This is a genomic window from uncultured Maribacter sp. (genome assembly GCF_947500985.1).
Classification (GTDB): Bacteria; Bacteroidota; Bacteroidia; order Flavobacteriales; family Flavobacteriaceae; genus Maribacter.
The window spans coordinates 340,233-354,695 of sequence record NZ_CANMTX010000001.1 but is presented as its reverse complement, the minus strand read 5'-3'; the positions used below and the strand labels follow the sequence as shown (position 1 = coordinate 354,695).

10 protein-coding genes and 1 riboswitch are annotated in these 14,463 nt (G+C 33.9%); of the genes, 5 read left to right on the top strand and 5 right to left on the bottom strand.

Features of this window, described 5'->3' with window-relative positions:
• Window positions 1-33: 33 nt before the first annotated feature.
• Window positions 34-2,073, top strand: a complete 2,040-nt coding sequence (locus Q0871_RS01570; protein WP_299317207.1) for a tetratricopeptide repeat-containing sensor histidine kinase — start codon at window positions 34-36, stop codon at window positions 2,071-2,073.
• A 79-nt stretch (window positions 2,074-2,152) separates the two neighbouring features.
• Here the strand turns inward: Q0871_RS01570 and Q0871_RS01565 are convergent, their stop codons facing one another.
• Window positions 2,153-3,235: a serine hydrolase gene (locus Q0871_RS01565; RefSeq protein ID WP_299317206.1), complete on the bottom strand. Its 1,083-nt coding sequence runs from the start codon at window positions 3,233-3,235 to the stop codon at window positions 2,153-2,155.
• Between the two features lie 196 nt (window positions 3,236-3,431).
• A riboswitch (SAM-I-IV-variant riboswitch) is annotated at window positions 3,432-3,528 on the top strand.
• Between the two features lie 51 nt (window positions 3,529-3,579).
• Here Q0871_RS01565 and Q0871_RS01560 point away from each other — a divergent pair.
• From Q0871_RS01560 to Q0871_RS01550, 3 genes are all read left to right on the top strand, one after another.
• On the top strand, window positions 3,580-4,881 hold the full coding sequence (locus tag Q0871_RS01560; RefSeq protein ID WP_299317205.1) for a Na+/H+ antiporter NhaC family protein: 1,302 nt from the start codon (window positions 3,580-3,582) through the stop codon (window positions 4,879-4,881).
• Between the two features lie 317 nt (window positions 4,882-5,198).
• The gene (locus tag Q0871_RS01555; RefSeq protein ID WP_299317204.1) at window positions 5,199-6,059 is read left to right on the top strand and encodes an outer membrane beta-barrel protein; all 861 of its coding nucleotides are present in this window, start codon (window positions 5,199-5,201) and stop codon (window positions 6,057-6,059) included.
• A gap of 253 nt (window positions 6,060-6,312) precedes the next feature.
• On the top strand, window positions 6,313-8,340 hold the full coding sequence (locus tag Q0871_RS01550; RefSeq protein ID WP_299317203.1) for an NADPH-dependent 2,4-dienoyl-CoA reductase: 2,028 nt from the start codon (window positions 6,313-6,315) through the stop codon (window positions 8,338-8,340).
• Window positions 8,341-8,378: 38 nt separating this feature from the next.
• Here Q0871_RS01550 and Q0871_RS01545 read toward each other — a convergent pair whose 3' ends face one another.
• The 3 genes from Q0871_RS01545 to Q0871_RS01535 all read right to left on the bottom strand — a co-directional run bounded on the left by Q0871_RS01545 (window position 8,379) and on the right by Q0871_RS01535 (window position 12,554).
• A complete protein-coding gene (locus Q0871_RS01545) occupies window positions 8,379-9,173 on the bottom strand; it encodes a hypothetical protein (RefSeq protein WP_299317202.1) in 795 nt (264 codons plus the stop codon).
• 143 nt (window positions 9,174-9,316) lie between these two features.
• Window positions 9,317-11,134, bottom strand: coding sequence for a pyruvate kinase (locus tag Q0871_RS01540; RefSeq protein WP_299317201.1), 1,818 nt, complete (start codon window positions 11,132-11,134; stop codon window positions 9,317-9,319).
• Window positions 11,135-11,264: 130 nt separating this feature from the next.
• Window positions 11,265-12,554, bottom strand: coding sequence for a putative glycoside hydrolase (locus Q0871_RS01535; RefSeq protein ID WP_299317200.1), 1,290 nt, complete (start codon window positions 12,552-12,554; stop codon window positions 11,265-11,267).
• Between the two features lie 119 nt (window positions 12,555-12,673).
• Between Q0871_RS01535 and Q0871_RS01530 the strand changes: the two genes are divergently transcribed.
• On the top strand, window positions 12,674-13,855 hold the full coding sequence (locus tag Q0871_RS01530) for a hypothetical protein (RefSeq protein WP_299317199.1): 1,182 nt from the start codon (window positions 12,674-12,676) through the stop codon (window positions 13,853-13,855).
• 258 nt (window positions 13,856-14,113) lie between these two features.
• Here the strand turns inward: Q0871_RS01530 and Q0871_RS01525 are convergent, their stop codons facing one another.
• Window positions 14,114-14,413, bottom strand: a complete 300-nt coding sequence (locus tag Q0871_RS01525; protein WP_299317198.1) for a hypothetical protein — start codon at window positions 14,411-14,413, stop codon at window positions 14,114-14,116.
• Between the last annotated feature and the right edge of the window lie 50 nt (window positions 14,414-14,463).

Genomic DNA, 14,463 nt, shown 5'->3' with positions numbered 1-14,463 from the left:
TCTGTTTGTACTTTTTCAGAAATAAAAGTATAAATGCCACGAATTATTATTGCGAAGAGAAACTTCTACTTTGCTATTTTCTTACTCATCATCTGTTCCACAGAACTTCTAGGGCAAGCAGAAAAAACTACACTTGACAAAATTACAGAATTGCGTTTTGCTTCTGATTTTAGTTCACTAAACACTGAATACATTGATTTAATTTTAGAGTTGGCAAAATCAAAAATTCGCGAAAATCCAGATACCACTGCTATTTTATTAAAAGAAGGACTTGATTTAAGTTTATCGGCTAAATATAAAGCAGGTGAAAGCAGGGCGCTATCTACTTACGGTTATTATTATTTTGAAAAAGGCGAAACAGATAAAGCTTTAGAATTTAATTTAAATGCTTTAAAAATTGCCAATACCTATAATTTAGGAGCTGAAAAATTAAAAGCCTTGAATAATATGGCGTTAGATTATTCAATACAAGGTAAAGATGCACTTGCTCTAACCCAGTTTTTAGAAGCTTTAGAAGTAGCAAATACTATTAATGCAAATGGTAAGAGAATTGATATAAATGTAAGTATAGCTGCACTTTACAGTAAAAATGGTGATTACCAAACGGCAATAACATTTCTAGAGATTGCACGTAATCTAAGCCTGAAATTGATGGATGATGAAATTATACCATATACATTTATAAATATGGCTTCCCAATATTCAACCATGGGTAGTTTTGATCGTGCTAATGAATTTATAGATAAAAGTATTGTCTTCTTTGAGAAAAGTAATATTAAAGATTGGTTGTCTCATTCTTATGAACAAAAAGGTAGTATTGCTTTAAAGCAGAAAAAGTATGATGAAGCTTTAAATTATCTAATTAAAGCAGAGAAGTTGTGTGATGAATTAAACTTCGCCTACGGTTATGCCTTGGTATATTCAGCATTGTCAGAATGTTATTTAGGATTAAATGATTTAGAAAAGGCAGAACAATACGGTAAAAAATCATTGGAATATGGTGACGATCTTAATGTAGAAACCGTTATTAAAGAGTCTAATGCACTATTAGCTCAAATATATCATAGAAAAGGTGATGATGATAAGGCTTACGCTTATCAAACGACCTATTTGAATCTTTATAAAGAAGGTGCAGATGAAAAGTTTAAAAAAGGACTTGGAATTCTAAGAAGTAAAATGGAATTCGAGAACCAAAAACAACAATTGATTGTAGATCAGAACAAAGAAATTGCAAAACAAAAGAAGTACGTGTATTTTGCTATTGGTGCTCTAATCTTGCTTTTAATATTCTTTATATCAATCTACAGAACCAATAAACTACAGAACCAATACACACAAGAATTACAAGAAAAGCAGAATCAATTATTACAGCATGAAGCAGAACTTAGTGAAGCAAATAAAACAAAAGACAAACTGTTTTCTATAATAGCACATGACCTTAAAGGTCCTATAAATTCTTTTTACGGACTGTTAGAGTTGTCCTTGACCGGTGATATGTCTAAAGATGATTATAATAGACTAATTCCTAAAGCTTTAAATAATATACAGGGTATTTCAGTGATGTTGAATAATCTTTTAGAATGGGCAAAAGCACAAATGAAAGGTATTATTGTTGAGCAGCGTAATTTGGAAATAAATAGTGTTCTGGAAAATACGATAAAAGTATTAACGCCCCTAGCCCTAAAAAAGGAGATAACTATTGTTAATAATGTTATGAATACCAATTGTTTCAGTGATAAAGATCATTTGATAATTATTCTAAGAAATTTAATAAGTAATGCCATTAAGTTTACCAATACTAAAGGAGTTATAACTATTAGTGCTAATAAAAAAAATAATTTCTTAGAAATTGCTGTTGCCGATAACGGAATCGGTATGGCTGCAGAAACGGTAGAACTACTTTTTAAAAATGTCCATATGGATTCTACCTTTGGTACAGATAATGAAAAAGGAACGGGTCTTGGTCTTTTTTTATGTAAAGAAATGGCAGAAGGAAACGGTGGTGAGTTATGGGTCAACAGCGAAGAAAATGTTGGTACTACCGTATTTTTTACGGTGCCGTTGTCAAAATAACATGTTTTAATAATACTTTATAATTTAAGTTACCAATCGTAAAAGGGCAAATGCCCTTTTACGAGAGTAATTTTATAATTTATGGCAGGTCATATTCTAAACCAGAATATATACTCAAAGCACCAATAACAATATCATTTGGTCTCATGTTAACGCCGTTAGACAAGTATGTAAGTGTAACGTTATCTGAAGGAAAATATATACTTAAAGATTGATACCCGTCTACTCTACCATCATGTCCAAATCCGCTTTTATTGTAAAACGGAATAGTAAAAAGTCCGAAACCATAACCATCATTCATCGTTATCATTTTATCGAGTGAGCTTTCAGAGACCAACCTCCCATCAAAAAGAGCGTTATAAAATACATTTACGCCTTTAGCTGTAGATACCACAGAGCCAGTACCTTGTAGAATAGTATAATGAATCTCAACCAAATCGACCCAATCATCATTTTCTAATTGATAAGAATAGGCTTCATTGTTTGTAGAATTAATTTCGGCGCCATTATAAGTATTTGTGAGTTTTAAAGGTGTTACTATTCTATCATTAAATGAAGTCTCATATGTTTTCTCATCAACATCTTCAATAATGAAAGATAGCAAGAGGTAATTGGTATTGGAATATTCAAATTTCTCATCAGGACTAAAATTAGTGCCGTTTGCAATGAATATATCTAAAAGTTTCTGTCTAGAGGCAGGTTGTATTCGGTCTTCTGGTTCGTATACACCTTCCGTAAAATTGAAGAGTCCGCTTCTATGATTCATTAATTGTTCTATGGTAATAAGCTCGGCATTAGGTATTTCAGGAAAGTGATTTTCTAATTTAGTTTCTAAAGTCAACTTACCTTCTTCAATAAGCTGCATAATCATTGTAGCCGTAAATGCTTTTGTAATAGAAGCTATTCTATATTTAGAGGCTGAATTGGCTAAAATCGAATTTTCAACATCTATAAAACCAAAAGAAGTTTGATAATCTTCTTTACCATCTTTGAAAATAGAAATACTGCCCATTCCTAAATTTTTCTCTTCAATTCTAGAAAAGAACAAGTCCATTTTATCTCGGTCAAAATCTTCGCCAAATTCGTCCACTTCTGTCGTACAAGAAAAGGTTAGCAATAATAAAAATGTTACAGCAATAACTTTTAAGTAATGATTTTTCATGTGTAAATAATTGAATTAGTTAGTGTTATGATTCCAAACTTCGACCATTAAAATACGCAAGGTTGTTAATGAAATAATAATTGAAGTTAAATTTTAGGTAATTATGTAGGAGGAATTCTGTAGGAATATTATTTATAGAAATTAACTTTTTTTAAGGTTTAGTAGAAAGATTTATAGACTACATTTGCCGCCTTAAAATTATTATCAAGAATCTCAAAAAAGGAGATAGCAACCTGCAATAACAAGCAAGGTGCTAAATAGATAAGCCATTAATTGGAACAAATGTTAACACATGATTCTTCTAATTTACAGCTATTTCCTTTTTTACAAATGAAGAAAGAGAAATGGAAAGTACTAAAAAGATTATCCCAAAATTTTCAGCTTTAATACCCTTGTTCGTATTTGTATATACGTTTTTAGGTGTAGGTATCTATCAAAATGATTTCTATGCACTGCCCGCTCCTATTGCAGTAATTGTAGGTATAATTGTAGCATTTTTACTATTTAAACAAACCATTACTTCTAAAATTAACACCTTATTAAAAGGCTGTGGCGATGATAAAATATTGACCATGTGCCTTATTTATTTGTTAGCAGGTGCTTTTGCTGCTATAACTAATGAAACAGGCAGTGTTAATGCGATTGTAAACCTTGGTTTAGATGTTATAGCTATTCAATATATTTATGTAGGCATCTTTATTATTGCAGGCTTTTTATCGGTTTCTACAGGAACATCAGTAGGTGCCATTGTAGCATTAGCGCCTATTGTAATAGGTTTTGCAGATGAAAGCAATGCAGAGCTGGCAGTATTATGCGGGGCGTTATTGGGCGGTAGTATGTTTGGCGATAATTTATCTGTCATTTCAGATACCACAATTGCCGCGACTCAGTCCTTGGGATGTAAAATGAGCGATAAGTTTAAACAGAATATTAAAATAGCGGTACCTGCAGCGTTATTCACCATTGTTATTCTAGTATTTCAGGGATTGGGGTTGGAGTCCGTCGTAACTGAAACCACGGTTTACAATTATTCAATTATAAAAATAATGCCATATGTATTGGTGATTATTCTTTCCATTGTGGGAGTCAATGTCTATGTAACCTTGTTGTTAGGTACAATTGCGGCAGGTGCATTAGGAATCGCTTACGGAGATTTTACATTAATAGAATCTACTAAAATCGCCTATACCGGATTTACCAATATGACCGAAATATTTCTTTTATCATTATTGACAGGTGGCTTAGCTGCTTTGGTAGAGAGAAATGGAGGTATTGAATTTATATTGGTCAATATTAAAAAACTCATTAAAAATAAGAAGTCTGCACAGTTTGGTATTGCCACATTGGTAAGTACTATTAACATGGCGATAGCAAATAATACGGTGTCCATTATTATTGCAGGACCAATTGCTAAAACAATCAATGACGAGTATCATTTAGATAATAAAAAGACAGCGTCGATCTTAGACATATTTGCCTGTATTTTTCAAGGGCTACTACCCTACGGTGCTCAGGTATTAATGATTTTAAGCTTCTCAAAAGGTAAAATCGATTATCTAGATTTGGTGAGTAATACGTGGTATTTACTGCTTTTGTTTATTTATACATTACTGTTTATAGGTTTAAAGTCCCAAAAGAATAATTGATGTTAAACAAAAATTGAATTAATAATTCCCAAAAAATTACAATAAATTTCGCTTTATGGGTCTTGTATTGCTTAATTCATAATACACAGGGTGAAATCAAGCATAAATTTCAAGCAGAGTGTTAAAGAATACCCATAGATATAAGAATTTTCCTTAAAAAAGTAACTTTGATAGACTAATTAAATAACACACTCAAAATCTTATTGTAAGTCATATAATTATCATGCAAAGTTTTGGTAATCAAGGTGTAAGGAGTTTGAGTTTTACTTTAATAAATAGTAGTTTTTAATCAATTTTCAACTTATAAATCATTTATTATGAAACACTTAATCGCTGTATGTGCAGCTGTTTTATTTAGCACGATATCTTATGGACAATTGCAGGTTTCTGCAAGTTCTGGATTGGCAATTGGTAGTACAACCATGAAATTGGGAGAACGTATTAATGCTTCTAGCACTGAGAACTCTTATGGTAGTTATGGAGAAGGTATTAATTTTCAAATAAGGGGTACCTACTTCTTTGACGATTCATTTGGTGCAGATTTAAGTATTGGGTATTTAAAAGGAACAGATCAAGATGTATCGATAGTTAATTTGCCTAGTACAGAAGTTAATGCTGTAGCTAGAGCACGTGCTTTTGGAGCTTCTGCATCTGTAGTATATAAGTTTACTAATAATATTTATGGTCGTTTTGGAGCTTTATTAAAATTAGGCGGAAAGACCGAGGGTGTTATCTACCAAAAATCTGTCTTTTCTGAATCGGAAGCAGAAGCTTTTGGAGTGCCGGAAGGGTCGTATTCTGAGACAAATTATAAAGAAGATTTTCACGGACATTTTCCTTTAGGTTTTGTAGGTGCACTTGGTTATAAGTTTGACCTAGATTCTAATTTTAGTCTTTTTGCTGAAGTAGAGTATTACGGAATCAGTTTAAAGCGTAAAGATTCTGAAATAGCTGAGTTTAATACCGATGTTAAACTACCTGATGGTACGGTTGCGGTTAGCGGATTGTATACTATTGATAATTTGCCAGAGGGAATAAACAAGACTACAACCTATGTAGATGAATTATCGAATACTAATACTGATACTTCTAGAGAATTATCTCAAAAAGTACCTTACTCATCTTTCGGTATTAACTTTGGTATTACGTACAAATTTGCACGTGCTATAAAAGAATAATTGTAAAGGTTTAGTCCTTTTAGTAATAAAGAAAAATCCCTATGAAACTTTTAGTTTAATAGGGATTTTTTTATTCTGATTACTAAGGTTTAAATTATCGATTGAAGAACTTCGGATAGTCAAAATCTAACTGCATAATTGAAAATAAGCAGTTTATACTCAAAAAAGGTTTAGTTAGTTTTCAAATATTAAAAACGTATCTTGTTAACTATTATGCATGCATAATAAAAAATCAACTAAAAAGTAACATGTAATGACCAAGTACAAGCATATTTTTGAGCCTTTAGATTTAGGATTTACCACCCTAAAGAATCGAATTTTAATGGGTTCAATGCATACCGGATTAGAAGAGGAAAAAAATGGTATAGATAAGATAGCCGCTTATTATGCCGAACGTGCAAAAGGCGGAGTCGGATTAATAGTAACTGGCGGAATAGCGCCTAACGTACAAGGTTGGACAGGTCCTTTTTCATCACGTATGAGCACTAAAAAACATGCAGAACATCATAAGATCATTACTGATGCCGTACATAAAGAAGGTGGTAAAATTTGTATGCAAATACTACATGCTGGCAGGTATGGGTATCATCCTTTTGCAGTTGCACCATCTGCTATAAAATCTCCCATCTCCCCTTTCAAGCCATTTAAGCTCAACCAATCTGGAATTAATCGTACCATTCGTGATTTTGTAAATTCTGCTAATCTTTCAAAACTAGCGGGTTATGATGGCTTAGAAATCATGGGTTCTGAAGGTTATTTAATAAATCAATTTATTGCAGAAAGAACAAATAAACGTACCGATAATTATGGTGGCAGTTATGAAAACCGAATGCGCTTACCCATAGAATTAGTAAAGCAAACACGTGAAGCCGTTGGTGAGGAGTTTATTATTATCTATCGCTTATCAATGTTAGATTTGGTAGAAAAAGGAAGCTCTTGGCAAGAAGTGGTTGCCTTAGGTAAAGAAATAGAAAAAGCTGGTGCCACCATTATAAATACAGGAATTGGCTGGCATGAAGCCCGCATACCAACAATTGCAACATCGGTACCTAGAGCGGCATTTACTTGGGTTACCAAAAAGATGAAAGAAGAATTAACGATTCCGTTAGTTACCTCTAACAGAATAAATATGCCCGAAACTGCGGAGCAAGTTTTAGCGGAAGGTCATGCAGATATGATTTCTATGGCACGACCATTTTTAGCAGATCCAGAGTGGGTCAATAAGGCTGAAGCTGACAAGGCAGATGAGATAAATACCTGTATTGGTTGTAATCAAGCATGTTTAGACCATGTTTTTCAACGAAAGGTTGCTAGTTGTTTGGTGAATCCGAGGGCATGTCGTGAAACGGAACTGAATTATAAGCCAACAGAAAAAAAGAAAAGAATAGCCGTTGTAGGTGCTGGTCCGGCAGGTTTGGCAGCATCAACAGTAGCGGCACAACGTGGGCATGATGTTACACTTTTTGATGGTGAAAAAGAAACAGGCGGACAATTTAACCTAGCAAAGCAAATACCTGGTAAAGAAGAATTTTATGAAACTATCCGCTATTTTAATAAACAACTAGAGCTGCATGGTGTAACTGTAAAATTGAATACTAGAGTAACTGCAGAAGACTTGAAAAATGGAAATTTTGATGAAGTTATTGTAGCGACCGGAATAAAACCAAGAACTCCGAAAATTGATGGTGTTGACCACCCAAAAGTCCTGAATTATATAGACGTATTAAAATTGAAAAAACCTGTGGGTAAACGTGTTGCGGTTATCGGCGCTGGCGGAATCGGTTTTGATGTCTCAGAATATTTAGCCCATGAAGGGGAAAGTACTGCTTTAAATATAGATGCATGGCTTAAGGAATGGGGAATTGATAAGACCTTAGAGGAGCGTAGTGGTATTGAGAATATACAATCAGAAATACACCCGTCGCCAAGAGAAATTTTTATGTTCAAACGCAGCAAAGGTAAGTTTGGTGCAAATCTTGGTAAAACCACTGGTTGGATTCATCGTTCTACGTTGAAAAAGAAAAATGTACAATTTATTAATGAAGTGCAGTATACTAAGATAGATGATGAAGGTTTGCATTATACCCAAAATGACGAGCAAAAAATACTAGAAGTAGATAATATTGTCATTTGTGCAGGACAATTGCCATTTAAACAACTTTTAGAACCATTGCAGGCAAAAGGTATAAAAGTACATGTAATAGGTGGTGCCGATGTTGCTGCAGAATTAGATGCTAAACGTGCCATAAATCAGGCTTGTAGATTAGCCGCCGAAATTTAATGCAGCTAAAACAGGTTAAGGCGCTATTTTAAAATAATCTAATTTTCTAGAGGTATAAACACTCCGTTTTTATACCTCAGTTTTAGAATTTTACCGGTAGAATCCATAAAGCCCGATGGGGAATTTAAGTCTCCATTAATATAACCCTCTACTAACTCATGGTATGATATTTCTTTTGTTTCGGGGTTGTATTGTGGTATCAATTCATCATGACCTCTACTTATTTCGTACATGAATTTATCATCCCCATTAAAGCAGCCATCACAGTCTTTTAAAATACCATCATTAAAGCTTAAGAGTCTAAACATGTAAAACTCTTTGCCGCTACCATGTGTGCCATACGCCTTAGCTAGGTATTTGTCGTTATCGATTAACTGTACTTGATAGTGGTAAACTTCTGTGTTATCTGTGATATAATGATCCTCGGTTTTAGTTGTTAAAAACCCAACAGCCAATTCGTTATTTACTTTGTACTGATACATAGAGTTATAGATGTGCCAGGTGCCACCATTGAATTCATCCCAAGAAAAGATCTTTAGTTTATCATCTTTTGAAGATATGATTCTCATGTGTTCAGCTAGCGAATCATATTTAACATTCAAAAAAGATTCCTTTCTAAGTGTTTTAGCCAATGTGTTTTGAAACCGTATTAAAATGCTATCTTTAGCTTCCCCATAAGTGGCGCCGTAATCATGCCTATTATCCTTAAACTTTTTATAAATGGAAGTCAAATGATTATCTATGGAACCTGCATCAATAGATTGTTGAGAATGTATGGTAGTACTACATCTTATTAATATAATAAAACTGAGTATAAAATATGATTTGTTCATTTTTTGAGAACGGCTAATTGTTCTGCTATATTAAGCAAAAATTAAAACATTGGGTAAACTGTTAGTTAAGACAAGTAACCCTTTTAAGAATATGTTTGTGCAAGAGTTACTTGTTATTATTTAGTATAAACTCAATAATTTTATTAAAACTTTCGAATCTTTGGCAACATGGTTTCGTTCTTTTCTTGGTAGTCTTCCATATTAGAAAGAATTGTATTCAAGAGTACGAGCACATCTTCCATATATGGACCTTTGTTTACCATTACACATTCTGAATTTAGCGCCGTAACCACATCTGTAATTTCTGATCGTGACGGGAGTCCGTTTTTAGCGAGATTCTCTAAAACTTGTGTTGCCCAAATTACAGGTACATGAGCTGATCCGCATATAGATAAAACTTCATGTTGCACTTGTCCGATATCTTGCCAACCAGTTTCGACGGCAAGATCACCACGTGCAATCATTACCCCAACATTTCTTATTTGCATAGCTTCTTGCAGTATTTCCTCAAGATTATCAAAAGCAAATTTTGTTTCTATTTTCAATATGACTCCAAGAGTATTAAATACACCCAGTCTTCTAAATTCTGTTAGCAGCTCGGTCACATCTTTTTTAGAGTTGACAAAAGAGAAATTGACAATATCTGCATGCTTGGCAACAAACTCAAGATCTTCTATGTCTTTAGGGGTGAGTCCGCCAGTTCCCAAATTAGTATTGGGGAAATTCATGCCTTTTTCTGCCTTTAATTTAGCACCCTTTTCTATAGCTCTAGTGATTAGGACTTCAAAATTTTCATTGGATACAGATTGTATAGTACCTTCAATTTTACCATCATCGAACAATACTAAATCGCCTTGGTTCACTTTTTCAAATATTCCGGAAAATTGACAAGGAATATGGGCTTTCTCAATAATCTCTCCTGTCTCATTTACGATAGCAGAACTCCCTAAAATGCTCTCTTTTGTTACAACTAGAACATCATCTTTATGAAGTATTACTGCCTTTTGAATTTCTGGTAAAGTTCCAATTATTCCTTCTTTATTCCATTTCGTATGCTTAATAAGCATTCCACTTTTAAATATAATACGCTTTTTAGACCTTACTATAATTCCGTTTTCAGAAAAACTAACCACCTTAAGCTTTCTAGATTTATTTTTAGCGTTAAATAGGCTAAGCGTATCATCTATAGTAAGTTGCTCTAACAAGTTGCCTTTAATGGGTATGGCATTCGCCGGTATGATATTAGCAGTAGCAGAAATCAATTCAATATCAACTGGTTTTATAACATAACCCTCATCATCTTTCTCGGGTTTAAATTTCACAATTCTGCCCCCTGGTTTAACGTTGCCAGTTCTAATTTTAGGTCCGGCCAAATCCATCGCTATTTTAACTGATGTCTTAAGTTTCTCAGAAGCTTCTTTTATATTTTCTATAATTGCTAGCCAAACCTCAGGTGTATCATGCGCACAATTAATTCTCGCGCAGTTCATACCGTTTTCAATCATTGTGGTTACGAATTCTTTGTCAGACGCAGCATGAGAAGGCATGGTAACCATTATACGTACTCTACGACCCATTGAAGGAGAACCCAAAAGTGCTTCTGTATTAGACTTTAAAAGTGCTTTACTTTTTTTAGTTGATAATTCTACCTTCTTGAAATCTGTTGGTTTACCATCTTTTAAACGGTATAATAGATATAGTACTTTTACCAAACTATCTTCTACATGACCTTGAGCATTCGCAAAACGCGTCATACCTAAATCACCTAATTTTCTTTGACTTACCCTAAAATCTGATTTTCTAAATCTTTTATAATGGACAAGATTTACAGCACTCATTTTATGGAGTGGATGCGTCTTTTTTAAAGTATGAGCTGTTTTTTTTTCCTCTTTTTTAATTTTACGCAATACAGCTTCTACTTCTTTAATGAGGCTATTTATTTTTTTATGATTGATATTCATGGTGCTATTATGAAACGATTGACTTTGTGGGGAAGGTATTGAAGACTACTTTTTTAAAATATGACAACTGTCATTTAAAATTCTATATATTTCAGAATAGACGGATAATCTATTGGATAAAGAAACGCTATTATTCACTTAACTTTCTCAATACAGTTCCGCTTAAGGCATTCACTACAATAGAACTTACCTCTTCCCCTACTTCATTTAAATAAGGTGTGTCTAAATCTACTTGAATGGTGCCGGAATCACTAGCGTTGACGAAAACCAAGGCACGAGAAAATTCTCTTTGGTAGAGTCCGTTTTCTAGTTGCGTATAGTTGCCAGTGGCTTCACCAAAATTCCAATTGTATTCATCCCTCCAAAGTGATGGGTCATTATAAGCATCGGTAATTTCTTGTTCAGAAAAATAAGTATTACCGTTGTTTACTAACCAATAGCTAGCAAAAGCATAAAAAAAACCCTGATTATCGGTAATGGAGGTATGTGGTTGCACTAAGGTAATTTTATCTACCAATTCATTAACTACTACCTCATTGATTTGAGGAATATAACCTTCAGAATAGTCAGAAAGGTAATTTCCATTACCGAAAACAAGCCACCATTCATCTAAGGCACCATCAAGTTGTTGCATATAGTCTTCCCAAATCCCTGGGTGTAATCTTGTATCGGTTATATTGGCTATCCCTATTTTATTATCCGTCTTTAATCTAGAATTTATTGTAGTCAGCATAGACTTATATGCAAATTGAAACTCGGCATCGGTTTCATAATTTTTAGGAAAGACATTTTCGTGGTAGGTATCTAGCGTGTAAATAGCATTGTCCATTAGCACTCCGTCCCAGCCATTGGCAACAAGTTCATCACCAACTTGATCTGCCCAAAATTGTTGATATTCAATATTGCCAATATCCATTTGCCAATGATCGGCATAGCCTGTGTATTCTAATCTATTATCATTTTCATCAACTAAAAACCACTCTGGGTGGTTGGTGTTTGCATATTGATAACCAACACCAGTGGGTATATATTCATCGTCAACCTCATTCTCAACGGCATAACTTCTTGTTGATGTAAGATCTTTATAAACTAACATTTTTAAATCAGGATTTACGGCCTTAAATTTTTGCACGTACTCATGAAATAAGGCATTCATGACAATGATATCTCGTCGCGGTGCTTCGGTTTCTATTGTTGCGTCTGGTATTTCTTCGTGATGCAGATACAACCAAAATAGTTTAGTTTGGTTGACTATTGTATCCGTTAAAATTTCTTCCAATTCTTGTACATCTTCGTCTATATCTAAAGTAGAAGGTTCATTTACATCCAGTTCATTTTCAACATCATTTTTATCACTGCTACATCCATAGGTAAATGTTAAAATTACTATTAAAACTAATCTGAAAACAACTTTTTTCATTCTACATTTTTAAGACCTTAAAGATCGGAAAATAAAACTCAAATTACAGAAAACCATTGTTTTAACAACTATATCCATATTTCTAAACGTACATAACATAACCCCAAAATTAAAACGCTATGCGAAAATTGAAGACTTACCTATGGTTGTTAAGCCTTAGTTGTGCCATAATTGGCTGTACTAATGAAGAAGCTGTTTTACCAGTAAATGACAGTAGTGACGCTGAAACAGAAACAGCAGAAGAAACAGTTGAAGAAGCGGAAGAAACGGAGCCGGCAATTGATGAAAATTTAACATCAGTAGACGTAGCAACAACACTCGTTGCAAACGACCTTGAACCACACCCTATGCAAGATATTACAAAACCAGATTATTTAGAAACTATAGTAGATCCGTCTTTTGGAACTATTATTCGTAGAATTTCAAATGCTGGAACTGGCGGAGTTATTAAACCTATGTATAATACTATACAAGCTTGGAACGCCGATGAAAGTAGAATAATCTTGTATGATCAAACTAATGGAGTACATCAATTGTTAGATGGAATGAGTTATGAATTTATTCGAAATCTTGATGATGTGCGCCCAGATGATTTAGAACAATTATTTTGGGATTTTAACGACCCTGATATTTTATATTTTTTAGACTCCGTAACAGATGAGTTCATTAAGTACTCCGTGTCTTCTGGGAATAAAGAGGTACTGGTGAATCTAAAAGAACTTACTAATTGTACGGGAAGCATTAGTATGGGTAATGATGTACAAATGATGTCTTGGGATTCTGATGTTATTGGATTTCGATGCGATAATAGCGAGACGTACTTCTATAGATTTTCAACTGAAGAACTTGTAACCTTCAATCTAGATGATGTAAACTATACAGCAGCTATGCCAGCACCTAGTGGAAGCTTGTTTTATCATAATGTATCCTCGTATGATGCAGACGGTAATTTTAAAGCAAGACTAAATAAGAGTAAACCAGAACATTCATGTTTAGGTAAAATGGTAGACGGTACCGATACCGATTTTTCTGTTAGTTTTGATGCAGGACCAAATGGTGGATGCCAAGGAAATATCATTGCTTATGATTTAAATACAGGTGATTGTCTACCTGTTATTTCGGAAGGTTTAGGATATGCATATCCAAAAACGGGAACCCATATTTCTGCAGTGGCACATAAAAATCCGGGATGGATTGCTGCATCCATGATTGGTTTTGAAGGAGATGGTCAGGCATTGTTAGATCAAGAACTGGTAATTGCTCGTGTTGAGCCAGGTAATGTTCAAGTATACAGAATATGACATCATAGAGCAGATGAAGACGAATTTGACTATTGGGGAGAACCGCATGCCGTTATTAGTCCCACAGGTACACGAGTACTTTTTGGTTCTGACTGGAGCGGTAGCGAAGACGGTACATCAGTAGAGTCATATGTAGTAGAGCTGCCTTCTTTTAATCCTTAGGTACTGAATACTTAGTGAGATGTTGTCTCGTTCTAGAATAGAAACTAAAAAAGGCGTATTCATTAGAATACGCCTTTTTTAATATCATTTAATTTATTACTTCAACAACGCTAAGATGCCTTGCAATTCAGTAAGGTTTAGATTAGAACTGTTATCAGTATCTAAAACATCAAAATTTTCAGAAACTTCACCAATAGCTTCAGTTGAGCTTATAGCCTCGTCATTGTTAGTATCTAAAAGACTAAATAGACTTGCTACTTGTTGAACTGTAGAGTTTGAGCTTAAAGAACCTAATAATGAAGCTGCATCAGATACCTTAGAGGTATCCACATTTTTTACACTATTACAGCTAGTTACTGTAGCTACTAGAATGAATGTTGCAATTACTTTTTTCATGGTTATGTGTTTTAATTTAAGAGCAAAAGTACTCCTAACGTTTTGTTATT

Bases quoted from the DNA above. Each gene is read 5' to 3' on its own strand.
- Q0871_RS01555 (WP_299317204.1), top strand. From the start codon at position 5,199: ATGAAACACTTAATCGCTGTATGTGCAGCTGTTTTATTTAGCACGATA.
- Q0871_RS01535 (WP_299317200.1), bottom strand. From the start codon at position 12,554: ATGAAAAAAGTTGTTTTCAGATTAGTTTTAATAGTAATTTTAACATTT.
- Q0871_RS01560 (WP_299317205.1), top strand. From the start codon at position 3,580: ATGGAAAGTACTAAAAAGATTATCCCAAAATTTTCAGCTTTAATACCC.
- Q0871_RS01525 (WP_299317198.1), bottom strand. From the start codon at position 14,413: ATGAAAAAAGTAATTGCAACATTCATTCTAGTAGCTACAGTAACTAGC.
- Q0871_RS01550 (WP_299317203.1), top strand. From the start codon at position 6,313: ATGACCAAGTACAAGCATATTTTTGAGCCTTTAGATTTAGGATTTACC.
- Q0871_RS01565 (WP_299317206.1), bottom strand. From the start codon at position 3,235: ATGAAAAATCATTACTTAAAAGTTATTGCTGTAACATTTTTATTATTG.
- Q0871_RS01540 (WP_299317201.1), bottom strand. From the start codon at position 11,134: ATGAATATCAATCATAAAAAAATAAATAGCCTCATTAAAGAAGTAGAA.
- Q0871_RS01570 (WP_299317207.1), top strand. From the start codon at position 34: ATGCCACGAATTATTATTGCGAAGAGAAACTTCTACTTTGCTATTTTC.
- Q0871_RS01545 (WP_299317202.1), bottom strand. From the start codon at position 9,173: ATGAACAAATCATATTTTATACTCAGTTTTATTATATTAATAAGATGT.
- Q0871_RS01530 (WP_299317199.1), top strand. From the start codon at position 12,674: ATGCGAAAATTGAAGACTTACCTATGGTTGTTAAGCCTTAGTTGTGCC.